The organism is Cupriavidus sp. UGS-1 (assembly GCF_021213615.1).
Taxonomy (GTDB): Bacteria; Pseudomonadota; Gammaproteobacteria; order Burkholderiales; family Burkholderiaceae; genus Cupriavidus.
Map to the genome: position 1 here is coordinate 138,933 of NZ_JAJQJF010000010.1, position 21,815 is coordinate 160,747.

General features: G+C 67.2%; 20 protein-coding genes. 10 read left to right on the forward strand and 10 right to left on the reverse strand.

Going from position 1 to position 21,815, the window contains the following annotated elements; translation table 11 throughout:
• Positions 1 to 122: 122 nt before the first annotated feature.
• The 4 genes from prmC to hemA form a co-directional block, all read right to left on the reverse strand.
• On the reverse strand, positions 123 to 1,046 hold the full coding sequence (gene prmC, locus LRR16_RS14895; RefSeq protein ID WP_232206350.1) for a peptide chain release factor N(5)-glutamine methyltransferase: 924 nt from the start codon (positions 1,044 to 1,046) through the stop codon (positions 123 to 125).
• 79 nt (positions 1,047 to 1,125) lie between these two features.
• Positions 1,126 to 1,452 (reverse strand): hypothetical protein, encoded by a 327-nt coding sequence (locus tag LRR16_RS14900; RefSeq protein WP_006577776.1) that lies wholly within the window; start codon positions 1,450 to 1,452, stop codon positions 1,126 to 1,128.
• Between the two features lie 175 nt (positions 1,453 to 1,627).
• Positions 1,628 to 2,710 carry a peptide chain release factor 1 gene (gene prfA, locus LRR16_RS14905; RefSeq protein ID WP_006577777.1) on the reverse strand — a complete coding sequence of 361 codons (1,083 nt, stop codon included), beginning with the start codon at positions 2,708 to 2,710 and terminating at the stop codon, positions 1,628 to 1,630.
• A gap of 158 nt (positions 2,711 to 2,868) precedes the next feature.
• Positions 2,869 to 4,173 carry a glutamyl-tRNA reductase gene (hemA, locus tag LRR16_RS14910; RefSeq protein WP_006577778.1) on the reverse strand — a complete coding sequence of 435 codons (1,305 nt, stop codon included), beginning with the start codon at positions 4,171 to 4,173 and terminating at the stop codon, positions 2,869 to 2,871.
• Positions 4,174 to 4,448: 275 nt separating this feature from the next.
• On the opposite strand from hemA, the gene LRR16_RS14915 reads away from it, so the two are divergent.
• Entirely contained in the window at positions 4,449 to 4,694 is a 246-nt protein-coding gene (locus LRR16_RS14915; RefSeq protein ID WP_232206351.1) for a hypothetical protein, read from the forward strand.
• 10 nt (positions 4,695 to 4,704) lie between these two features.
• Here LRR16_RS14915 and LRR16_RS14920 read toward each other — a convergent pair whose 3' ends face one another.
• Positions 4,705 to 5,508, reverse strand: coding sequence for a 5'-methylthioadenosine/adenosylhomocysteine nucleosidase (locus LRR16_RS14920; protein ID WP_232206352.1), 804 nt, complete (start codon positions 5,506 to 5,508; stop codon positions 4,705 to 4,707).
• A gap of 249 nt (positions 5,509 to 5,757) precedes the next feature.
• Here LRR16_RS14920 and LRR16_RS24515 point away from each other — a divergent pair, with 249 nt between their 5' ends.
• From LRR16_RS24515 to LRR16_RS14940, 3 genes are read left to right on the forward strand one after another with little or no spacing between them, the layout of a single operon-like run.
• Positions 5,758 to 8,016, forward strand: coding sequence for a DUF4401 domain-containing protein (locus tag LRR16_RS24515; RefSeq protein ID WP_370646818.1), 2,259 nt, complete (start codon positions 5,758 to 5,760; stop codon positions 8,014 to 8,016).
• Positions 8,013 to 8,504 carry a GDYXXLXY domain-containing protein gene (locus LRR16_RS14935; protein WP_064576992.1) on the forward strand — a complete coding sequence of 164 codons (492 nt, stop codon included), beginning with the start codon at positions 8,013 to 8,015 and terminating at the stop codon, positions 8,502 to 8,504. The genes LRR16_RS24515 and LRR16_RS14935 overlap by 4 nt, the downstream gene beginning before the upstream one ends.
• Positions 8,501 to 9,394, forward strand: coding sequence for a DMT family transporter (locus LRR16_RS14940; protein ID WP_232206353.1), 894 nt, complete (start codon positions 8,501 to 8,503; stop codon positions 9,392 to 9,394). Before LRR16_RS14935 ends, LRR16_RS14940 begins: the two co-directional genes overlap by 4 nt.
• A 17-nt stretch (positions 9,395 to 9,411) precedes the next feature.
• On the opposite strand, the gene LRR16_RS14945 is transcribed toward LRR16_RS14940, so the two are convergent.
• Complete coding sequence (locus LRR16_RS14945; RefSeq protein ID WP_232206354.1) at positions 9,412 to 10,299, reverse strand: LysR substrate-binding domain-containing protein; 888 nt, start codon at positions 10,297 to 10,299, stop codon at positions 9,412 to 9,414.
• A gap of 57 nt (positions 10,300 to 10,356) precedes the next feature.
• On the opposite strand from LRR16_RS14945, the gene LRR16_RS14950 reads away from it, so the two are divergent.
• On the forward strand, positions 10,357 to 11,694 hold the full coding sequence (locus tag LRR16_RS14950) for an MFS transporter (protein WP_370646819.1): 1,338 nt from the start codon (positions 10,357 to 10,359) through the stop codon (positions 11,692 to 11,694).
• 10 nt (positions 11,695 to 11,704) lie between these two features.
• Here the strand turns inward: LRR16_RS14950 and LRR16_RS14955 are convergent, their stop codons facing one another.
• On the reverse strand, positions 11,705 to 12,604 hold the full coding sequence (locus tag LRR16_RS14955; RefSeq protein ID WP_232206355.1) for a LysR family transcriptional regulator: 900 nt from the start codon (positions 12,602 to 12,604) through the stop codon (positions 11,705 to 11,707).
• 106 nt (positions 12,605 to 12,710) lie between these two features.
• Between LRR16_RS14955 and LRR16_RS14960 the strand changes: the two genes are divergently transcribed.
• Positions 12,711 to 13,706, forward strand: coding sequence for a zinc-dependent alcohol dehydrogenase family protein (locus LRR16_RS14960; RefSeq protein WP_232206356.1), 996 nt, complete (start codon positions 12,711 to 12,713; stop codon positions 13,704 to 13,706).
• A 21-nt stretch (positions 13,707 to 13,727) separates the two neighbouring features.
• On the opposite strand, the gene LRR16_RS14965 is transcribed toward LRR16_RS14960, so the two are convergent.
• Both LRR16_RS14965 and LRR16_RS14970 read right to left on the reverse strand, forming a co-directional pair.
• Positions 13,728 to 14,132, reverse strand: a complete 405-nt coding sequence (locus tag LRR16_RS14965) for a DUF5615 family PIN-like protein (RefSeq protein WP_232206357.1) — start codon at positions 14,130 to 14,132, stop codon at positions 13,728 to 13,730.
• On the reverse strand, positions 14,129 to 14,815 hold the full coding sequence (locus tag LRR16_RS14970; RefSeq protein ID WP_232206358.1) for a DUF433 domain-containing protein: 687 nt from the start codon (positions 14,813 to 14,815) through the stop codon (positions 14,129 to 14,131). The genes LRR16_RS14965 and LRR16_RS14970 overlap by 4 nt, the downstream gene beginning before the upstream one ends.
• A 243-nt stretch (positions 14,816 to 15,058) precedes the next feature.
• Here LRR16_RS14970 and LRR16_RS14975 point away from each other — a divergent pair, with 243 nt between their 5' ends.
• On the forward strand, positions 15,059 to 16,672 hold the full coding sequence (locus LRR16_RS14975; RefSeq protein ID WP_232206359.1) for an ABC-F family ATP-binding cassette domain-containing protein: 1,614 nt from the start codon (positions 15,059 to 15,061) through the stop codon (positions 16,670 to 16,672).
• A gap of 50 nt (positions 16,673 to 16,722) precedes the next feature.
• Here the strand turns inward: LRR16_RS14975 and ychF are convergent, their stop codons facing one another.
• Positions 16,723 to 17,814, reverse strand: coding sequence for a redox-regulated ATPase YchF (ychF, locus tag LRR16_RS14980; RefSeq protein WP_053822603.1), 1,092 nt, complete (start codon positions 17,812 to 17,814; stop codon positions 16,723 to 16,725).
• A 613-nt stretch (positions 17,815 to 18,427) separates the two neighbouring features.
• Here ychF and LRR16_RS14985 point away from each other — a divergent pair.
• The 3 genes from LRR16_RS14985 to LRR16_RS14995 all read left to right on the forward strand — a co-directional run bounded on the left by LRR16_RS14985 (position 18,428) and on the right by LRR16_RS14995 (position 21,795).
• Positions 18,428 to 19,213: a restriction endonuclease gene (locus LRR16_RS14985; RefSeq protein ID WP_232206360.1), complete on the forward strand. Its 786-nt coding sequence runs from the start codon at positions 18,428 to 18,430 to the stop codon at positions 19,211 to 19,213.
• Positions 19,214 to 19,526: 313 nt separating this feature from the next.
• Positions 19,527 to 20,816, forward strand: coding sequence for a UbiH/UbiF family hydroxylase (locus LRR16_RS14990; protein WP_064576986.1), 1,290 nt, complete (start codon positions 19,527 to 19,529; stop codon positions 20,814 to 20,816).
• Positions 20,817 to 21,078: 262 nt separating this feature from the next.
• Positions 21,079 to 21,795: a DsbC family protein gene (locus LRR16_RS14995; protein WP_064577047.1), complete on the forward strand. Its 717-nt coding sequence runs from the start codon at positions 21,079 to 21,081 to the stop codon at positions 21,793 to 21,795.
• Positions 21,796 to 21,815 lie beyond the last annotated feature (20 nt).

The window sequence follows — 21,815 nt, forward strand, 5'->3', positions numbered from 1 at the left end:
AAGAGGGGCGCTGAGGCGAACCGCGCGCCATGGAGTCGGAGACGCGCGCCGGCCGATGGCATGAAAAAGCCGAACGGTGGCGTGCGGGATCGGGACGATTCTACCGGATTCGGACCGCCGCTTCAGGCCTTGGACCCAGTGCCGGCGGTGTCGACATCGGCATCGCCGCCCGCCCACCGGCCGCCGCTGCAGCGTTCGTTGCCGCCCAGGTCGCGCTCGGTGAAGACCTCGCCAAAGCCCGCGTCGCGCAGCAGTTGCCGGGCGGCCTCGCCCTGGTCGAAGCCATGTTCCATCAGCAGCCATCCGCCCGCTTGCAGGTGCGCGCCCGCGCCGGCGACGATGGTGGCGAGGTCGGACAGTCCGTCGCCGTGGTCGGTCAGCGCATCGACCGGTTCGAAGCGCAGATCGCCGCTGGACAGATGCGGATCGCCGGCGGCGATATAGGGCGGATTGCTGACGACCAGCGTGAAGCGCGCGTCGGCAGGCAGCGCCGCATACCAATCCGATTCGAGGAAGACGACGTTGCCGGCGCCCAGCGCCGCCGCATTGGCGCGCGCAACGTCGAGCGCGGCGGGCGAGATGTCGGTCGCCCACACCTGCGCATCGGGCCGTTCGCAGGCCAGTGTGACCGCGAGAATGCCGGAGCCGGTGCCGAGATCGAGCACTCGCGGGGCATGCGTGCTCGCCAGGCGGGCCAGCGCCGCCTGCACCGCGATCTCGGTGTCCGGACGCGGAATCAGCACCGCGGGACTGACGCGGAACGGACGGCCGTAGAACTCGCGCTCGCCGATCAGATACGCCATCGGTTCGCCCGCCAGCCGCCGCACGAACAGCGCGCCGAGCGCGGCGTGCTGAGCGGGGTCGAGCGGCTGCGTATCCCGCGTGATCAGCTGCGTGCGAGTGAGCCCCGTCACATGAGTCAGCAGCATCCGCGCCTCCAGCGCCGGCAGCCCGGCCTGTGTCATCGCGGTCAGCGCCTCGCGCAGCGTCGCCTGCGCCGGCAGGGTGCCGGACTGCAGCGGTGCGGAGGACGGGGAATCGTTCATTGGAATCGAGGCCATCAAAAAGACGAGAGCCCCGCCGGCACTGTGCCGTGGCGGGGCTCGGTACGGCGCGGGCGACGGCTTAGTTCTTGGTCGCTTCCTTGGCCTTGTCGGCGGTCTCGTTGACCGCGTTGCTGGCGGCGTCCTTGGCGTTCGCCATGGCGGCGGCCGCTTCGTCCTTGGCGCGCTCGGCGGCGGCGGACACGTCCGAAGCTGCGTTGCTGGCCGCGGCCTTGGCGGCGTCGGCGGCGGACTCGGCAGCCGCGGCAGCGTCGCTGGCCGCCGACTTCGCCGATTCGGCCGCGCTGGCCATCGCGCTATCGACGTTCGACGAGGCGGGGGCTTCATCCTTCTTGCCGCAAGCAGCCACTGCAGCGGTGACCATCAACAACGCAAGCAGTTTCTTCATGATTTCGTCCTTTTGTCCGTTTTTCGAGAAAAGACCCGCCCGGTATTTGTGCCGGGTTAGCCGTTTCCGATTATAGCGACCAACCATGTCGTTACCATGGCTGTTTCAGGCATTTACAAGAAATACAAGTATTTTGCCGGCGGAAAACAACCGTAGCGATTATGCCCACCGGTATTTACGCGTCCTCGCCCAGCGCAGCCAATTGGTCGGCCTGGTGCTCCGCCGCCAGCGCGCCGATCAGTTCGTCGAGGTCGCCGTCCATGATCATGTCGATCTTGTACAGCGTCAGATTGATCCGGTGGTCGGTCACGCGGCCCTGCGGAAAGTTGTAGGTGCGGATGCGGTCGCTGCGGTCGCCCGAGCCGATCAGGTTGCGCCGCGTGGTGGCTTCCTTCGCCTGCGCGGCGCGCAACTGCATGTCCTTCAGACGCGCCGCCAGCACCTTCATCGCCTTGTCCTTGTTGCGATGCTGGCTGCGGTCGTCCTGGCATTCGACGACGATGCCGGTCGGCAGGTGGGTCAGCCGCACCGCCGAATCGGTCTTGTTGATGTGCTGGCCGCCGGCGCCCGAGGCGCGGAAGGTGTCGACGCGCAGATCGCCGGGATTGATTTCGATCTCGCCGAGCTCGTCGGCCTCGGGCATCACCGCGACCGTGCAGGCCGAGGTATGGATGCGCCCCTGCGCCTCGGTGGCGGGCACGCGCTGCACGCGATGGCCGCCCGATTCGAACTTCAGCTTCGAGAACGCGGCATCGCCGGCGATGCGCACGATCACTTCCTTGTAGCCGCCCAGATCCGACGGCGACTCGCTCATGATCTCGACCTGCCAGCGCTGCCGCTCGGCATAGCGCGTGTACATGCGCAGCAGATCGCCGGCGAACAGCGCGCTTTCCTCGCCGCCGGTGCCGGCGCGGATTTCCAGGATCAGGTTGCGGTCGTCGTTGGGGTCCTTCGGCAGCAGCAGCGTCTGCAGGCTGGCCTCCAGTTCTTCGAGCTTCGCGCGCGCGGCATCGATCTCGTCGCTGGCAAAGGCCTTCATCTCGGGGTCGTCGAGCAGCGCCTGCGCGGTGGCCAGATCGTCCTGGGCCTGCCGGTAATGCGCATATTGCTCGGCCACGGGCGACAGCTCGGCATGCTCGCGCGTCAGCTTGCGGTACTGCTCCATGTTTGCGGTCGCGTCTTCGCGCGCGAGCAGGGCGTTGACTTCGTCGAGGCGCTCGGCCAGTTGGTCGAGCTTGGCTTGCATGCTGGCTTTCATCGGAATCCGGGTTGGCGTTCTTCGGGCGGCGTCTTTGGGCGGCGTCCTGGAGCGGCGTGCTGGTGCTGAGCGGCTGTGCAGGCGGATGCCGCGCTGGCGTGGCGCGGTGATGCGGACGACGACCTTGGCGCGAAGGCGCGGACGCTGCCCGCGAGCGGCTAGCGCTCGGAGTGGCTGCTGTGGCGGAACAGGCCGGGGACCAGGCGCAGCAGCGCGTCGCGGTCCTCGCCCTGGGTGTGGTTCAGCGCGTGGGTTGGGCCGTGCAGGAACTTGCGGGTCAACGCGCCGGACAGCGCCTCCAGCACGGCCTCGGGATCGTCGCCGCGCGCCAGCATCTTGCGCGCGCGATCCAGCTCCGCCTGGCGCATCGCCTCGCCGTTGGCCTGCAGTTCGCGGATCACCGGCACCACGCTGCGCGTCTCCAGCCAGTGCATGAAGTGCTGCACGCGGGTTTCGATGATCGCTTCGGCCTGCGCCACCGCGGCCTGCCGCATCGCGTTGCCTTCGCGCACGATCGCGCCGAGGTCGTCGACGGTGTAGAGGAAGACGTCGTCGAGCCGCGCCACTTCGGGCTCGACATCGCGCGGCACGGCGAGGTCGACCATCATGATCGGCCGGTGCTTGCGCTGCTTGACCGCACGCTCGACCGCGCCCAGACCGATGATCGGCAGCGAGCTGGCGGTGCTGGAGACGACGATGTCGAACTCGTGCAGCCGCGATCCCAGGTCGGACAGGCGGATGGCCTCGGTATTGAGGCCCTGCGCCGCCAGTTGCTCGGCCAGCTTTTCGCCGCGCTCGACCGTGCGATTGGCGACGACGATCTGGCGCGGGCTCTGCGCGGCGAAATGGGTCGCGCACAGCTCGATCATCTCGCCCGCGCCGATGAACAGCACGCGCTGGCCGGAAATGCTCTCGAAGATCCGTTGCCCCAGCCGCACCGCGGCCGCCGCCATCGACACCGAATGCGCGCCGATCTCGGTCTGGCCGCGCACTTCCTTGGCGACCGCGAAGGTGCGCTGGAACAGCTGGTTCAGATAGGTGCCGAGCGTGCCGGCCTCGCCGGCGGTGCGCACCGCATCCTTCATCTGGCCAAGGATCTGCGTCTCGCCGAGCACCATCGAATCGAGGCCGCTGGCGACGCGGAAGGCGTGGCGCACCGCCTCGGATTGCGGCAGCGCGTACAGATGCGGGGCCAGCTCGCCGGCGGGGATATTGTGGTGTTGCGACAGCCAGCGCAGCGTGTGATCGAAGCCCTCGGAGCCGGACAGCACCAGGTCGGTGGCGCAATAGATCTCGGTCCGGTTGCAGGTCGACAGGATCGCCGCCTCGGTGCCGCGCTTGCCGGCCAACTGAGAGCGCAGCGCCCCCAGCGCCGGCTTGATCTGCTCGAGCGGAAACGCCACCCGCTCGCGAAGCGAGACGGGCGCCGTGTTGTGATTGATTCCGATTGCGAGCAGTTGCATGGTTGGGGACTTTTCGCTGTCCGGCTGGCGGGCCGTTCCGGCCTCGCGCCAGCTTTGCCTGCGCTGGGCATGGCGGCGCGCACACTGGCCATTCAGGGCCGGGCCGAGCGCCGCCGGGACGGCTTGCATTATACCGTCCGGGCGCGATCCTTGCGTTCGCGGCCCGGCCGAGGCTATCGGGAGTCGGCCGGCGCTGTGACTTGAGTTATCGTTACGCCGCTGCCGCCACGGGCGGCGGGCGGGTCAGGTCGATGGTCGAACAACGGAAGCGGGCGATGCTGGGGACGTTCTTGGTGGGCATGGTGGTCGGGCTGGTGGCGCGGGCGATGCATCCGCGCGGCCCGGTACTGACCGCCGCGATGGCGTTGCTGCTGGGCGGCGTCGGCGCGCTCGCCAGCTTCTACCTGGGCCGGGCGCTGCGCTGGTTCATCGACGGCCAGCTGAGCGGCTGGACCGCCGCGATTCTCGGCGCCGCGCTGCTGGTCGGGCTGGGCGGGCTGTTCGCGCGGCGCGGGCGCTGAGCGCCCAACCTCACCGCAGCGCTGCCAGCAGCCGCCGGATCACGCCCTCGGAGTAGTGGCTGGCCACCTCGGCGAGGAACGCCGGGAAATCGACATGGGCGCTGTCGTCCGCCCGATCCGACACGGTCCGCATGACCGCGTGCGGTACGCCGTATTCGTGGCAGACCTGACCGACCGCCGCCCCTTCCATTTCGACCGCCAGCAGGCCGGGCAGCCGCGCCCGCAGCTCCGCCACCGTGGTCGGCGCCCCGATGAACTGATCGCCGCTGGCAATCATGCCCAGATGCAGGCGTGGCGCGGGGACGCCCGCAGTGTCGCCCGCAGTGAGGTCCGCAGTGACGCCAAAACGGGCACGAACGGCGGCCGGCACGGCGGTGGCCAGATCTTCCGCCAGGAAGGCCTGCGCGGCGTCGCGCAGCGCGGCTGTCAGCGCCGGATCGGTCGGGAATTCGTCCCGGCCCAGAAGCGGCACCTGATGGCGCGGAAACAGCGGACGCGCGTCCATGTCGTGCTGCACGGTCCGATCGGCGATCACCAGATCGCCGACCTGCACGCCGGCGCCGATCCCGCCCGCCAGCCCCGTGAAGACGATGCCGTCGACCCCGAATTCGCGGATCAGCGTCACCGTGGTTGCCGCGGCGGCCACCTTGCCGACCCGGGCCAGCACCACCACGCAGCGCTGCCCGTACAGCTCGCCCACGTAGTAGTCGCGCATGCCGATCCGATGCACGGTCGCGCGGGCATCGTCGTGGCGCATGGCGGCGATCAGGCCGTCGATTTCGTCGTGCAGGGCGGCGAGGATGCCGAGGGTCATGGCGTGCAGGTATCGAAACGAGATGGAGGACGGTGCGGCCGAGCCGGCAGCCCGAGCCGCAAGCCGGGCCCTAAGCCGTAAGCCGTAAGCCGTAAGCCGTAAGCCCCAATCCCCCGAGCCGGAAAAGCCGACAGCATACCGGCACCACCCGGGGCTTTGCTGGTTCGTGTCGCACCGCCTTTGATCGTGCGGTCGCCACGGCGCTTTGCTAGAGTGCAGCCAACGCCTTTCCGGAGCGCTGCCCAATCCATGCCCACCGATCGCCAAGCCCACCGTCTGAACATCCGGCATGCACAGCGGCGCGCGCTGGCGGACTGGTGCGCACAGGGGCGGCTGGCGATGCCGCCAGCGCGCCAGGCTTGGACCGATACCGAGCCCTGGCCTGCCGACTGGCACCGCTGGCTGCAGCGGGCGCTGCTCGCGCTCGGCGTGGCGCTGCTGTGCGCCGGCGTGATCGTCTTCTTCGCCTTCAACTGGCAGGCCCTGCACAAGTTCACCCGCTTCGCCGTGCTGGCGGTGGTGATCAGCGCGCTGGCGGCGTTCGCCTGGCGCCGGCCCGACCACGACGCGGCCGGCCGCGCGGCGCTGTTCGCCGCGCAGATGATCACCGGCGCATTGCTGGCGGTGATCGGACAGGTCTACCAGACCGGCGCCGACGCCTGGCAACTGTTCGCGTGGTGGACGTTGCTGGCCGTGCCCTGGGCGCTGGCCGCGCACGCGCCGTCCCATTGGTGGCTGGTGGTGGGGCTGGCCAATGTCGCGCTGCTGCGCTTCTTCAGCGTCGAACTGGGCGCCGGCCTGCCGTTCACGCTGCTGTTCGGCGTCGAGGGCGGCAAGCTGGTCGGCCTGTGGCTGCTTGCCGCTGCCTTGCTGCAGCTCGCGCTATGGCTGCTCCTGTCGGCGCACGCGCCGCGTGTTGGCGTGCGAGGCCAGGGCGGCGTGCGGCTGCTGGCGGCGCTGGCTTGCGCGCATGCGGTCTGGCTCGGGCTCGGTGCGCTGTTCGGCGACCGCTTCGACGGTGCGATGCTGATCGTCGCGCTGGCCGCCGTGCTGGGACTGGGCGCCTGGTTCCGGCGGCGCAACGTCGATCTGCTCGTGCTGAGCGGGATTGTGCTGTCGCTGATCGCGCTGATCGTCGGGGGACTCGGCCGCCTGCTGTTCGAGGCCGGCGCGGAATTCGGCGGCTTCCTGCTGCTCGGCCTGCTGACACTCGGCCTGTCGGCCGTGTCGGCGACGTGGCTGATGCGTTTGCATCGCGATCATGCGGAGGGGCCCATCGATACGTTCGCCGACGCGTCCACCGACAGCTCCACCGATAGCACCACCGCCACGTTCGCCGAACGGCCGCCGTCGCGTCAGCGGAGCGGGACGGTGCAACCGTCAGCAGCGGTGCAGGCGCTGTGGCGCGCGCTGGCCGCGGAAGGCGCGGTCGAAGGGCACCCGCCCGCCGAGACCGATGCACCATGGTCCGTGCGGCTGTTGACCGGCATGGCCGGATGGCTCGGCGCGGTGTTCTTCCAGCTGTTCCTGCTCGGCACCGTGTTCGTCGCCGCGCGCGAGAACAGCGGGGCCATTCTCGTCTGCGGACTGGCGCTGATCGCACTGGCCGCGCTGCTGTACCGGCGCCGCGCGGGCCATACCGGCTTCGAGCAATTCGCGTTGGCCAGCAGCCTGACCGGGCAAGGGCTGGCGTTTTATGCCGCCGCCGACCTGCTCGGCCGCGCCCGCGCCGTGGAGACCGCTGCGTTCTGGTGCGGGGTCGCGGCCTGCGAGATGCTGCTCTATGCGGCGATCGGCAATCGGCTGCATCGCTTGTTGTGCGCGCTTGCGGCGATGGTGTCGGTGGCGATGGCGTTGACCATCGCCATCGCGATGGGACCGTCCACACCCTGGCAGGCGATGGGGTGGGCGCTGGTCTGGCTGGCGCCGGTCGCCGCGCTGAAGGCGACGCTGTTCGCGACCACCGAGAGACGGCTTGCCGCGCTCGGGCGACATCACTGGCTCGCCCCGGCCGCGGATGCCTTGCTGCTTTGCAGCCTGCTCGGCGCGCTGATCGTGACGGGCATCGGCCATCCATTGGCCCTCTTCACCGAACCGGCGGCACGCGGCGTGCCGCATTGGCTGGCGGGCGCGGTGTTTGCAGTGCTGCTGGTCGGCTTTGGCATCGCCGAAACGGCCCGGCTGCAACGATCGCTCCGCCGGCGCGCCGGGGTCGGCGGTGTGCTGGCGCTCTGTGCCGCGCTGATGATCGGCGCTCCCGCCGTGGTGGCGGGCGTGCTGGCGACCGGGCTGGCCTTGCGGCGGGCGTCCCTGACCTGGCTCGGACTGGGCCTTGCGACGATCGGCCTCGGTTTCATCTGGTACTACAGCGCGCTGCACTGGACGCTGGCGATCAAGTCGGCAACGCTGGTAGCGGCCGGTATCGTTGTGCTGGCGGCACGCGCGTGGTTGACCCGGCCCCGGTCCGCGCTCGGTGCGGCCGACATCGCAGAGGAGGGCAGCCGATGAAACGCTGGATCGCGATTGCCTGGGCGCTGACGCTCGCGGTCGCCGGCGCCGGCGTGATCGGCAACGAGCGGCTGCTCGCGCGCGGCGATGTGGTGCTGTTGCGGCTGGCGCCGGTCGACCCGCGCTCGCTGATGCAGGGAGACTATATGGCGCTGAACTTCGCCATCGGCGCGCCGATCCTGCGCGCGCTGGAGACCACTGACGACCGTATCCGCACTGCGGTGGTCCGGCTCGATGCGCACGGCGAGGGAAGCTTCGTGCGGCTGCATCGCGGCGAACCACTGGTCGCCGGCGAACACCTGCTGCGCTTCCAATTGAAACCGTCGCGCTGGGGTACCGATCAGATCCAGATCTCGACCGACGCCTTCTTCTTCCAGGAAGGCCACGCGCGCCGATACGAGGGCGCGCAATTCGGCGCCTTTCGTGTCGATGCCGACGGTCAGGCGCTGCTGGTCGAACTGCGCGACGCGGCAGGGCATCCGCTGTGAGCACGCGGCCGTCCGCCGCGCTGGTGTTTGCCTGCACCGCGCTGTCGATGCTCGCCTTCGCCGGCAACTCGCTGCTGTGCCGGCTGGCGCTGCGGGACACCACCATCGATGCGGCGAGCTTTACCACCGTGCGGCTGTTGGCGGGCGCCATCACGCTATGGGTGCTGGTGCAACTGCGTGGTGGCGCTTCGCGCGCGCCTGAGGCAACGCTAACGACTGAGGCATCGAGCGGCAACTGGCGCTCGGCGCTGGCGCTGTTCGCCTACGCGATCCTTTTCTCCTACGCCTACGCTCAGCTATCGGCGGCCACCGGCGCGCTGCTGCTGTTCGGCGCGGTGCAGGTGACCATGATCGGCCGCGGACTGTGGCTCGGCGAACGGCCTCATCTCGTGCAGACGGCCGGGTATCTGATCGCCGTCGCGGGACTGATCGGCATGCTGCTGCCCGGCCTGTCCGCGCCACCGCTGGTCGGCGCGCTGCTGATGATCGCGTCCGGCGCGGCGTGGGGCATCTATTCGATCCGCGCCAAGGGCGCACGCGATCCGGTGCGCGCCAATGCCGGCAACTTCCTGCGCGCCTCGGTTTGCTGCCTGCCGATCTATCTCGCCGCGCTGCCCTGGGCCAGCCACGATGCCGCAGGCATGCTGTACGCGGTGCTGTCCGGCGCGATCGCCTCGGCGCTCGGCTACGCCATCTGGTATGTCGCGCTGCGGGGTTTGACGGTGACTACCGCTGGACTGGTGCAACTCAGCGTGCCGGTGATTGCGGCGGCGGGTGGGGTGTTGCTGTTGGGTGAGGCGGTGACGTGGCGGTTGGTGGTGGCGTCGGTCGCCGTGCTCGGGGGCGTGGGCCTGGCGATCGCCTATCGTCGTTCCAAACTGCCTCGATGAACCAACGCGTCTGCGGCTCAGACAGGACGCAACGCCTCCAACATGATGTCCGCCAGCCGCTGCGAAACCTCGGAGGCCGGGCCCGGCGCGCGCAGCAGCATCAGCGGCATCTTGCCCAGAGGCGGCAGCCCATCGGCAGGCCCGAGTTGACGCAGCGAGGCGGGCAAGCCGTAAGGCGTGCGCACGACCAGGCCGAGACCGGCGGCCGCTGCCGCCCATAGGCCGCCGAGGTTGGGACTGGTGAACGATACGCGCCACGGAATGCCGGCGCGATCGAGCGCGGCGGTGGCGGCGTCGTGGAAATGGCAGGGCCGATCGAACACCGCCAATGGGACGGGTTCCCCGGGATCGAGGCGCCAGGGCAGCGAGGCCGGTCCGATCCAGCACATCTGCGGTTCGCCAACCACCGTGATATCGGCGCCCGGCGCTCTAGCCCCGGCAGCGCCATTCGTACCGCCCCACACCAGCGCCAGATCGAGCGTGCGCGCCTGGATGCGGGCGAACAGATCGTGATTGCGTGCCACCATCGCCTCGACTCGCACCTTCGGATGCGCGCGCGCAAACCGGCCCAACACCTCGGGCAGCGTCGCCTCGCCGAACTCTTCCTGCAGTCCCAATCGCACACCGCCGGACAGATCGACACCGCGCACCGCCGCGGCGGCCTCGTCGTTCAACGCGACCATCCTGCGTGCATAGCCGAGCAGCAGATTGCCGGCCTCCGTCAGTTCCAGCGTCCTGCCCGCCTTGCGAAACAGCGGTGTGCCCGCCATGTCTTCGAGCTTGTGGATCTGCGCGCTGACGGCGGAGGTCGAGCGGCCGACCTGATCGGCCGCGCGGGCAAAGCTGCCTAGGTCGACGCCAGCGACAAGGCTGCGCAGCGCGGCGATGTCCAGATTCAGAGCCATGAGAGTCGTCCGGAAATTCAAAACAATCGGTTCAAAACTTTCCGATTTTCATGATGAATGGTCGTTGGAATACTGGCGATCCGTCAACTGCCCGATCGGAGATCCGTTGTGGCCGAATCTGCTTGCTTGTCCCGTCCTTCCCGTCTTTCCGGCCCGGGTGCCGAACCGATTGCCATCTTCGCCGCTTCACATCGCTGGAAAGTGCTGGGCGTCGGCGTGGCCGCCAACGCCAGCTTCATCGCCGCCGCCAACGGGTTGCCGGCCACCGCGGTATGGCTGCGCAGCGCTTACCACCTCGATAACGCGGGGCTCGGCTTGCTGCTCGGCGCGTTGGGCGTCGGCGCCGCGCTGTCGGAGTTGCCATGGGGCGCGGCGGCCGACCGCTGGGGCGACCGTCGCGTGCTGCTGTACGGCCTCGGCGCCACGGCGCTGACGCTGGCAATCATGGCGCTGTTTCTGGCGCCGACGGCGGACCGCGTGCCGCCGCTGTGGATGGCGATGGCCTGCATGGCGCTGCTGGGGCTGGCGGGCGGCAGCGTCAATGGCGCCAGCGGACGCGCGGTGATGCGATGGTTCGCCGAGGGCGAGCGCGGCCTGGCGATGAGCATCCGCCAGACCGCGGTGCCGCTTGGTGGCGGGTTGGGGGCCCTGGTGCTGCCATGGCTCGCGGTGGCTGCGGGCTTTCGCTGGGTGTACGCGGTGCTCGCCGCCTTCTGCGTGGCATCGGTCTGGCTGACCTGGCGCTGGCTGCACGAGCCGCCGCATGCCGATGCGCGCGCGGCCGTACGGCGCCATGCACACGGTGATGCGGGGCCGCTGCGCAGCGTACGCGTCTGGCGCATCGCGGCAGCGATCGGCATTCTGTGCGCGCCCCAATTTGCGATCCTCAGCTTCGCCTCGGTGTTCCTGCACGATGCCGCCCACGTCGGCGTGTCGGGCATCGCCGCGACGCTGTGCGCGGTGCAGGTCGGCGCGATGGCGATGCGGATCTGGAGCGGCCGCCATACCGATCGGCGTGGCAACCGCCGTGCCTGGCTGCGTCTTTGCACGATGGTCGCGACCTTGACGTTCGTGCCGCTTGCGCTGTGCGCGGCGATGGGAAGCAGCGTGCCTGCGGCGCTGACGATGGTCGCCGTCGTGCTGGCAGGCATCGCCGTGTCCGCGTGGCATGGGGTCGCGTACACCGAGCTGGCCACGCAGGCCGGCGCAGAACGTGCCGGTACCGCCTTGGGGCTGGCCAATACGCTGGTCTTTGTCGCTTACTTCGTTGCGCCTTCGGCGATCCCGCAACTGCTCGAACGCAGCGGCTGGACCGGTGTGTGGCTGGTTGCGGGCGCCTGTGCGGCGATGGCCTGGCCGCTGTTTCCGCGGGCGGGGAAGGACGTACAGGCCTGAGCGCTGAACGCTATTCCATCCGCTTCGGCAGCCCGGCCGCGAGGGCATCGACGGCGAGCCTTACCTTGCGCGCGAGATGCGGGGTGCGCAGCCAAAGTGCATAGGCGTCGTACAGGAAAGCCGGCTCGTCCGGGAACAGCCGCACCAGTGCACCGGCGTGGATCCGTTCACTGACGAGCCAGGAGGGAAGCCATGCGACCCCCATGCCGGCGGTCGCCGCGTCGGCGATCGCGTCGAGGTCGTCGAGCAGCAGCCGGCCTGCCGGATGCCATTCCACCGGCGGCCCATCGTCGCGCGGGAACAACCATGGCGCCACCGGTCCGGAGCGGCGATAGACGATCGCATGGTGCTGGCGCAGGTCTTCGATTTGTTGCGGCTCGCCATGGCGATCGAGATAGGCCGGCGAGGCGCAGACGATCATGCGCTGGCGAGCGACCCGGCGCGCGATGGTGTCGGCCCGGTCCTGCAGGCTTCCGGTGCGGATCGCGAGGTCGTAGCCGTCTTCCGCCAGGTCGATCAACCGGTCGCTGAACGACAGTTCCAGTTCCAGAGCCGGATATTGGCGTGCGAGCGCCAACAGAATCGGCATCGCGCAATGCCGGCCGAAATGCACCGGCATCGTGACGCGCAGCTTGCCGCGCGGCTCGGCCAACTGGTCCGCCGCCAGGGCGTCGGCAGCCTCGGCCTCGGCCAGGATCAGGCGGCAGCGTTCGTAATAGGCGCGGCCGAAGTCGGTCAGGCTCTGTCGGCGCGTGGTGCGGTTCAGCAGCCGCGTGCCGAGGCGCTCTTCGAGGAAGCGGACGTGCTTGCCGACCATCGGCCCCGTGATGCCCAGTGCGTCCGCGGCGGCGGCAAACGAGCCCAGATCGACGGCTTTGACGAACACGGCCATGCTGGTCAGGCGGTCCATGATTCGAAAGTGTCGGTTTCGATGGTCGTGCGAGAGAGGCGATTTATCGGTTTGTTGCCGGAAATCATACTGGATTCATCGCAATTAATTTGGAGTGAATCCAGCCATGCAAACCGCTCGCGTCGTCCGTTTCCATCAAATCGGCGGCCCCGAAGTCCTGCGCATTGAACACGCCGAAGTACCGGAGCCGGGCCCCGGCGAGGTGCGGATTCGCGTCAAGGCGCTCGGTCTGAATCGCGCCGAGGCATTGCTGCGGACCGGCCGCTATATCGAGACGCCGACTTTCCCGTCCGGCCTCGGCCTGGAAGCGGCGGGCGTGATCGAATCCGTGGGTCCGGGCGTGGACGGTCTTGCACCGGGCGACGCGGTCAGCGTGGTGCCGCCGAAGTCGATGGTGCAATGGCCGACCTATGGCGAATGGATCCGCATGCCGGCCGCGCTGGTCGTCAAGCATCCGCCGTCGTTGAGCTGGGAAGGCGCCGCCGCGCTGTGGATGCCATACCTGACCGCGTATGGCGCGTTGATCGATGTCGCCGGACTCGGCAAGGGCGACGTCGTGGCGATCACCGCGGCATCCAGCAGCGTCGGCCTCGCAGCGATCCAGATTGCCAATATGGTTGGCGCCATTCCCATCGCGATCACGCGATCGTCGGCGAAGCGGGCGGCCTTGCTCGACGCCGGTGCGCGGCATGTCGTGGCCTCGGGCGAGGAAGACCTCGAGGCACGGCTGAAGGAGATAGCGGGCGAGCACGGCGTGCGCGTCGTGCTCGACGCGATCGGCGGCCCGATGTTCGAACCGCTGACGGCAGCGATGTCACGCGGCGGCATGCTGATCGAATACGGCGGCCTGAGCCCGTCGCCCACGCCGTTTCCGCTGTTCACGGTCTTGAGCAAATCGCTGACGCTGCGGGGGTATCTGGTGCACGAGACCATCGGCGATCCGGCGCGGCTGGCGGATGCAAAGGCGTTCATCGTGCGCGGAATCGACGAGGGGCAACTGCGGCCGACCATCGCCCGGATCTTTGCGTTCGACCAGATCGTCGAGGCGCATCGGTTTCTGGAGTCGAACGAGCAGTTCGGGAAGGTGGTGGTGAGGGTTTGAAGGATGGGGGTGCAGCAGGCGCTAGAGCACGACCTGCTCGAACCGACCCTTACCGGAGAAGTTGTACGGCACCTTGAATGCCACGCCACCATGGGCGCCGTCCGATTGTTCGAGCACGCGTGGCCACCATCGGACCAGGTTACAGGCAATGTCCCAAAACCGGTGGTTGGACCAGGTCCGGTCCAGGAAGAACACAATCAGGCCGGCGCGACGCAAGGCTTCCCGTTCGATGCCCTTGTTCAGCTTGTCATGCGTAACGACAGACCATCCGCCTTCCTTGGATAGACCTTCGATCCAGTCAGCGTCCGCAGTGTTCGCTCGAAATGCGTCTCTCAAATGCGTGACGGAATGCCCGTGCACCTCGGACAGCGCATGCAATGCCCGCGCCAACGCAGGCGGCAGGTTGTTGTCGACGAAGAATTTCACGCGGCAAGACGTTCTTCGAAATCGATGGCGGCGCCCACCGCGGACAATGGGACCTCGTGGAGGTTGGCGACGAAATGCCTGTCGTTCTCGGCAAGGTAGGACGCGTAGAGAATTGACGTCCTCACCTGTCCTTCCGTCACGATCGGCTTGCCAAACGCAATCTGGGGATCGAGTACGACGGCGGTGTTGCCAGGCGACGGGTACCAGCGCAGCGCGGTATCGTCCGGGCCGAAATCGATGCCTTGATAGAGAGACGGCTCGATGATCTTCTGGAACGCGTATTGTCCTTTGATCAGGTCCAGCAATTCGATTTCGCCCGTCTCATGGACCGCCGATGCGAAGATCGTCCGGCCGTCCGTCTGAAAGCGACGCGACGTGAACGGGTAGGGCAAGCTGAATTGCTGACGGGCCTTCTCGCTTGCCAGCCGGATGGTCTGCAAGCTGACCCCGTGCTGACGAAAGGCGCGAACGAAGCGGACCTCGAGCAGATCGTGAAAACTGATCCCGTCGATTTCCGCGCGCGATAGCTCGGGTTCCCACAGCGGACGGACCGGGACCGTGCCGCGATCACCCTTGCGCCGATAGGCATAGCCATCGAGCCAGCGGCGCAGATCGCGAGCCGGAACGCCTGTGAGTTTCGATGCTTCCTGGAAGGTATAGAGGCCGATGCCGGTCAGGTCCACGTGTGCCTCCGTCTGGTTCGGTTTCGGTGTTCGCCACGATACCCGCGCGCGACGACAAACTCTACCGAAAAACGCCGCGATTCGAGTGCCGGTCACGGTTTTGGTCGGCCCGCTATAATCCGACCTTCGTCAATCCCCACCGAGGTATTCGTCCCATGCGCCATTGATGCCGCCGTCGATATGACGGCCAGTCTCCACCAGCCCCTGCAGCGGGGGAGTGCTTGGCATCCCTGGAATTGAAGCATGACGAATCCCTATCTCGCGCTCGAAAGCGTGTCCTACGCCCTGCCGGATGGCAGGACGCTTTTTTCCCAACTGAGCGAAACCTTCGACGATTGCCCCACCGGCCTGGTCGGGCGCAACGGCGTGGGCAAGAGCGTGCTCGCGCGCCTGCTAGCCGGGCAGTTGGAGCCGACCGGCGGACGTTGCGTGCGCTCCGGCAGCGTGTACTACCTCGCCCAGCAGGTGTCCCCTTCGGCCGGTGCCACGGTAGCCAGTCTGGCCGGCGTACAACACACGCTCGAGGCGCTGCTGCGCATCGAGGCGGGCAGCAGTGCGCCGGAAGACTTCGATGCGGTTGGCGAGCGTTGGGATATCCGCCAGCGTTTGCGGCATGAACTGGAACGCCATGGCCTGGGTCATCTCGATGCCACTACGCCAGCGGGCAGTCTCAGCGGGGGCGAAGGGATGCGCGTGGCCTTGCTGGGCGCCATGCTGTCGGACGCCGACTTTCTGATTCTCGACGAGCCCAGCAATCATCTGGATCGTCCGAATCGGCAAGCGCTGATCGAACAATTGCGGCTCTGGCCGCGCGGGCTATTGATCGTCAGCCATGATCGCCAACTGCTCGAAGCGATGGAGCGGATCGTGGAGCTGTCCTCGCTGGGGCTGCGCAGCTACGGCGGCAATTATTCGTTCCATGCCGAGGCAAAGATGCAGGAGCGGCAGAATGCCCTGCAGCAGCTGGAGCGAAGCAAGCTGGACCGTCAGCGCGAAGTGCATGCCATGCGCGAACAGCGGGAGCGCCAGCTGCGAAGGCAGGCACGCGGCGACCGGCGCGGCAAGGAAGCGAATCAGGCGAAGATCCTGCTCGGTCGCCAGAAGGAGCGCAGCGAGAGTTCCGCTGGCAAATTGCGCCAACAGCAGGCCGACACGCTGCAGCAGCTCACCGAGCGCATTCGGGAAGCCGCGCAGGAACTCGAAAGCGAAGCGGCAATCAGCCTGCATTCGCTGCCCGTCCTGCAGGCAGCGCAGCGGCGCGTGGCGGAACTTGATGCGGTGGAACTGCCGTTCGTATCGGAAGCCGCGCGCCGGATCAGCCTGGTCCTGACGGGGCAGCAGCGCGTCGGCGTGGTCGGCCCCAACGGTTGTGGCAAATCGACGTTGCTCAAGGTGATGGCCGGCCATCTTGCTCCGTTGGCGGGGACCAGCAAGGTCGCTGCGGAATGCGCCTTTCTCGATCAGCGGTTGGCCGACCTGCATCCCCGGCAGTCGGTGCTGGAGCAGTTGATGGCGGTCAACCGCAGCGCCAGTGAAGGGGATCTGCGCATGCGGCTGGCCCAGCTTGGGCTCGACGCGCAGAAGATCGCCGCGCCGACGGGGTCTCTGAGCGGCGGGGAACGGCTGAAGGCGGCACTGGCCTGCCTGCTCTATGCCGAAGCGCCCCCGCAATTGTTATTGCTCGATGAGCCCAGCAATCACCTTGACCTTCCATCGATTCAGGCGCTGGAGGCGATGTTGCGCAGCTATCGGGGCGCGCTGATGGTGGTGTCGCATGATGATGCGTTCGTGGACAACCTGGCGCTGACGGACCGGCTGGTGGGAAGCGAAAAGGGCTGGCTGATGGAACCGTGGTGATTCCATCGAGGCGCAGCCCTTGGAGACGACTCGGCGTTGAGGTCGGCCGATCAGACGTTGAACAGGAAGTTCATCACGTCTCCATCCTTGACCACATACTCCTTCCCTTCCGCCCGCATCTTGCCCGCCTCCTTGGCGCCCTGTTCGCCCTTGAAGGCGATGAAGTCCTCGAAGGCGATGGTCTGGGCGCGGATGAAGCCGCGTTCGAAGTCGGTGTGGATCACGCCGGCCGCCTTGGGGGCGGTGTCGCCGACGTGGATGGTCCAGGCGCGCACTTCCTTGACGCCCGCGGTGAAGTAGGTCTGCAGGCCCAGCAGCTTGAAGCCGGCGCGGATCACGCGGTCCAGGCCCGGCTCTTCCATGCCGAGGTCGGCGAGGAACACGGCCTTGTCCTCGTCCTCGAGGTCGGCGATCTCGGCCTCGATCGCGGCGCAGACGGCGACGACCGGCGACTTGGTCGTTTCGGCGTACTTGCGCACCGCGTCCAGATGCGGATTGTTCTCGAAGCCGTCCTCGCGCACGTTGGCGACGTACATGGTCGGCTTGGCGGTGATCAGGCAGAACGGGCGCAGCGCGTCCCATTCCTCGGGCGCCAGATCCAGCGTGCGCACGGCCTTGGCCTCGTCGAGCACGGCCTGGGCCTTCTCCAGCACGGCGACCAGCCGCTGCGCTTCCTTGTCGCCGGCGCGGGCCGGCTTGACGTAGCGGGCCAGCGCCTTTTCGACGGTGGCGAGGTCCGCCAGCGCCAGCTCGGTATTGATGACTTCGATATCGGACAGCGGATCGACCTTGCCGGCGACGTGGATCACGTTCGGATCCTCGAAGCAGCGCACCACGTGGGTGATGGCGTCGGTCTCGCGGATATTGGCCAGGAACTGGTTGCCCAGGCCTTCGCCCTTGGACGCGCCCGCCACCAGGCCGGCGATGTCGACGAACTCGACCGTCGCGGGCACCACGCGCTCGGGCTTGACGATCTCGGCGAGGGCCTTAAGCCTCGGATCCGGCACTTCCACCACGCCGACATTGGGCTCGATGGTGCAGAACGGATAGTTTTCGGCGGCGATGCCGGCCTTGGTCAGGGCGTTGAACAGCGTGGACTTGCCGACATTGGGCAGGCCGACGATGCCGCATTTGAGGCTCATGCTAAACCTTTATGAATCAGTGGGTTTCGGCCGGTCTACCGCCGCCTTGCGTGGTCCGCCGGCGGGACAAGGGCGTTCCGAAGGCCGCCTACGGTGCCGGAATGCCGAAGCGTTGGTTGGCGCTTGTGGATCGGCCCGCAGAAAAACCGCCATTGTAACCTTGGGCCTCGCGACCCACCCATCCCCTCGAGGGTGACTGGTCGTCCGCAGGCACCGCCTTATCGATACGAACATCTGTTCATCATGTGACGAGGTACCAGATGATTTTGGCCTCAGGCACATGTATCTACGCGTCAATAATCGGTGCGATGTCGCAGTGTAATATCGGACTTTCTTGTATGCGCCGAAGTCGCGTGCAAGCGAATTGAAATTCAAAAAAGATCACGAGGGTCGGGGTACAGCTATGACGCGCATGTGGATGATTCGGGCCGAGGGTGGAAGTCTTTACGAGGAGTTCCGTGAGCGTGGAATTGCCGCCATCGGATGGACACAGCTGGCGCCTCAAGCTAGGGTCGGAATGAGTCGGAAGGAGCTAGTCGAGCTATATCTTGCCGTTGAGCCCGGGACCAAAGAGAAGACTGCAATTTCTGGAGCATCTCAGGTATGGCGATTCATGAACGAGATGAAGGTGGACGATTGGGTCGTCACCTACTCACCGGCGAACCGCACGTATCTGATCGGCAAGGTGACCGGCGACTGCGAATATCGGCCGGACCTGGTAGATGCCGGAATGGCGCTTGCTCGCGCTGTCGCTTGGCAGGAAAAGGAAGTCGAGCGCGACAGCCTGACGGACGCCACTAAAACCAGCCTTGGGTCCACCCTGACGGTGTTTGTGGTCGCCGAATTCGCCATGCAAGAGCTCGTTGGCGAAGCTTCTGGCAAGCCCATGCAGCCTGCACCGGAAGTTCTCGATGAACAGGTTGACGCTGACCCCCTTTCTGGTATGGAAGCGTTGGCGCTTGAACGGATCAAGGACCTGATCAGCAAACTGGACTGGGCGGAGATGCAGGAGCTCGTGGCCGGGATACTGCGGGCGATGGGATACAAGACTCAGGTATCACCGGCCGGCAGCGATCGAGGCAAGGACATCATCGCATCACCTGACGGCTTCGGATTCGAACATCCGCGCATCATCGTCGAGGTGAAGCATCGCAAGGGCCAGATGGGGACGAGCCAGATCCGGAGCTTCCTCGGAGGACGCCATCCCGATGACCGCGGACTATTCGTCAGCACGGGCGGATTCAGCAAGGAGGCGTATTACGAAGCCGATCGCGCTTCTGTGCCACTGACCCTTTGGACCTCCGACCATATCGTCCGTGCGCTGATCGATCACTACGAAGATACGGACGCGGAAACGAAACGCCTTGTTCCCCTTAAGCGTACGTATCTGCCGGCCTGAGTAGAAATACACTACTCGTGGCAATACTGAGCGCCATTGAAATTCCGAGGGTGGTGAACTTTTTTCGGTCTTTCCGGCTAAGTATTTAGGGGCGCAAAACGACGCCGGATGCCCGGAGCTTGATGTTGTCAGCGTTAGTGCCATCTCCAAAAAGTCTTTACCGGCGGATAGCCAGGATTGAAGGAGATGTGATGGGCTGCTTCTCGATGTCGCACCGAGGACACCTGCAATCGCTCGCCGGATATAGCGTCCGGGTCGGTGGTGTGCTGCGCCGCGTCGGGTCCCCATCAAGGCCGCTGGCTATAATCGCCCCATGACCAGAGCCAGCGCGTCCACGCGGACCTCTTTTTCCCATTTCCAGATTGCCGTGGTCGGCGGCGGCATCGTCGGCAAGACTTGCGCGTTGCTGCTGGCGCAGCAGGGCATGCAGGTCGCGCTGATCGCGCCGCGGCCTGGAAACGGCGCGACCCCAGGGCCGGTGCCCGGTGAAGGCCAGTGGGACAGCCGCGTCTACGCGTTCTCGGCCAGTTCGCAGGCGCTGCTGAGCCGGCTGCGAATCTGGGAGGCGCTGGACCCGGCACGGATGCAGCCGGTGCGCGACATGCGGGTGTTCGGCGACGATACCGCGGCGCGGGACGACGCCGGCCTGACCGGCGATCTGCATTTCTCGGCCTACGCGGCCGCGGTGCCGGAGTTGGCGTGGATCATCGAATCGAGTCATGTCGAGCGCGTCCTCGACACCGCGCTGCGCTTCCAGCATCAGGTCCATTGGTATCAGCAGGCCGCCACCGGCTTCGAGCGCGACGAGCTGGGTGTCACGCTGACGCTGGAAGAGGGCGCGCGGGTCCGCGCCAACTGCGTGGTCGGGGCCGATGGCGCGCGCTCCTGGGTCCGTACCCAGTGCCATATCGGCGTCAGCACGCGGCGTTACCGGCAGTCGGGCGTGGTCGCCAACTTCGCCTGCGAGCTGCCGCATCATGCGACCGCGTGGCAGTGGTTCCTCGGCGCGCCGCCGAAGCTGCTGGCCGACGAGGAGTCGTGCAACTGCGAAATCCTGGCGATGCTGCCGCTGCCGGGCAATTACCTGTCGATGGTGTGGTCGGCCGACGAGGCCCATGCGCGCGAATTGACCGCGCTGACGCCTGAGCAGCTGGCGCAGGCGGCGATGGACGCGGCCAGCGGCGCGGTCGGCCGCCAGTTCGGCGCGCTGCGTTGCGTGACGCCGGCGCAGGCCTTCCCGCTGGTGCTGCAGCATGCCGAGTGCGTGGTGCAGCCGCATGTTGTGCTGGTCGGCGACGCCGCCCACGTCGTGCACCCGCTGGCCGGGCAGGGCATGAATCTCGGCTTGCGCGACGTCGCGGAACTTGGCCGCGTGATGGCCGCCAAAGAGTCGTTCCGCGACGAAGGCGATCTGCGTCTGCTGCGCCGCTACGAGCGCGCGCGCGCCACCGATCTGCTGTCGCTGACGGCCGCCACCGACGGCCTGCATCGGCTGTTTTCGCTGCAGGGCGGGCTGGCGCGGATGGTCCGCAATACCGGCATGCGGGCGGTGGGCGGTCAGGCGCTGCTCAAGCGCTTCCTGATCGGACGGGCGCTCGGCTGAGCGCCGGCGCCATCGAGGCGGTCCAGCCGCGCAACAAACGCAACCGAAGTAGCCAACGCAACCGACGCCACCAGCGCGCTGCACGCAGCCAACGCCGCCAATGCACCGAACCCATCCGCGGCCGATCCGCCCGGTCCACCCACATCCGAGCCAACCAGAACCCGGAGTCAATATGTCGTATTCCCTCGGGCGCTCCGCCCGCCCGAACCCGCCGCACTTGGGCGTACTGCGCAACGTGCTGACCCGGCGCGCCTCGCGCGCGATGGCCGCGCTGACGCTCGCTGCGGCCACGGCCGCCTTCGCCCATCCGGCGCTGGCCGCCACTGATCCGACCGCGGAGCGCATCAAGACCAATGTGCAGAAGATGCTGGGCGGCCGCGCGGAGATCAAGAGCGTCGAGAAGACGCCGATCGCCGGCCTCTACGAAGTCAATATCGGCGGCCAGCTGGTCTACGCCGATGCGAGCGGCCGCTACATCCTCAATGGCGAGCTGCTCGATACGCGCAGCGGCACCAATCTGACCGAGCAGCGGCTGGCCGAGATCAATCGGATCAAGTGGTCCGACCTGCCGCTGTCGCGCGCGATCAAATGGAGCAAGGGCGACGGCAGCCGCCAGGTTGCGGTGTTTTCGGATCCGAACTGCGGCTATTGCAAGCAGATCGAGCAGACCTTCCAGCAGATGGACAACATCACGGTCTACACCTTCCTCTATCCGGTGCTGTCGCCGGACTCGACCGTCAAGGCCAGGCAGGTCTGGTGCGCGTCCGACCGGACCAAGGCGTGGCGCGACTGGATGCTGTCGAAGGTCACGCCGAGTGGCGCTGGCAATTGCAAGACGCCGCTGGAAGAGAACCTGGCGCTGGGCCACAGCCTCAATGTCACCGGCACGCCGGCGGTGTTCTTCACCGATGGCACGCGCATTCCGGGCGCGGCCGACGTCGCGACGCTGGAACGCAAGCTGTCGAGCCTGAAGAAGTAAGGAACCAAGCAGGTCCGGCG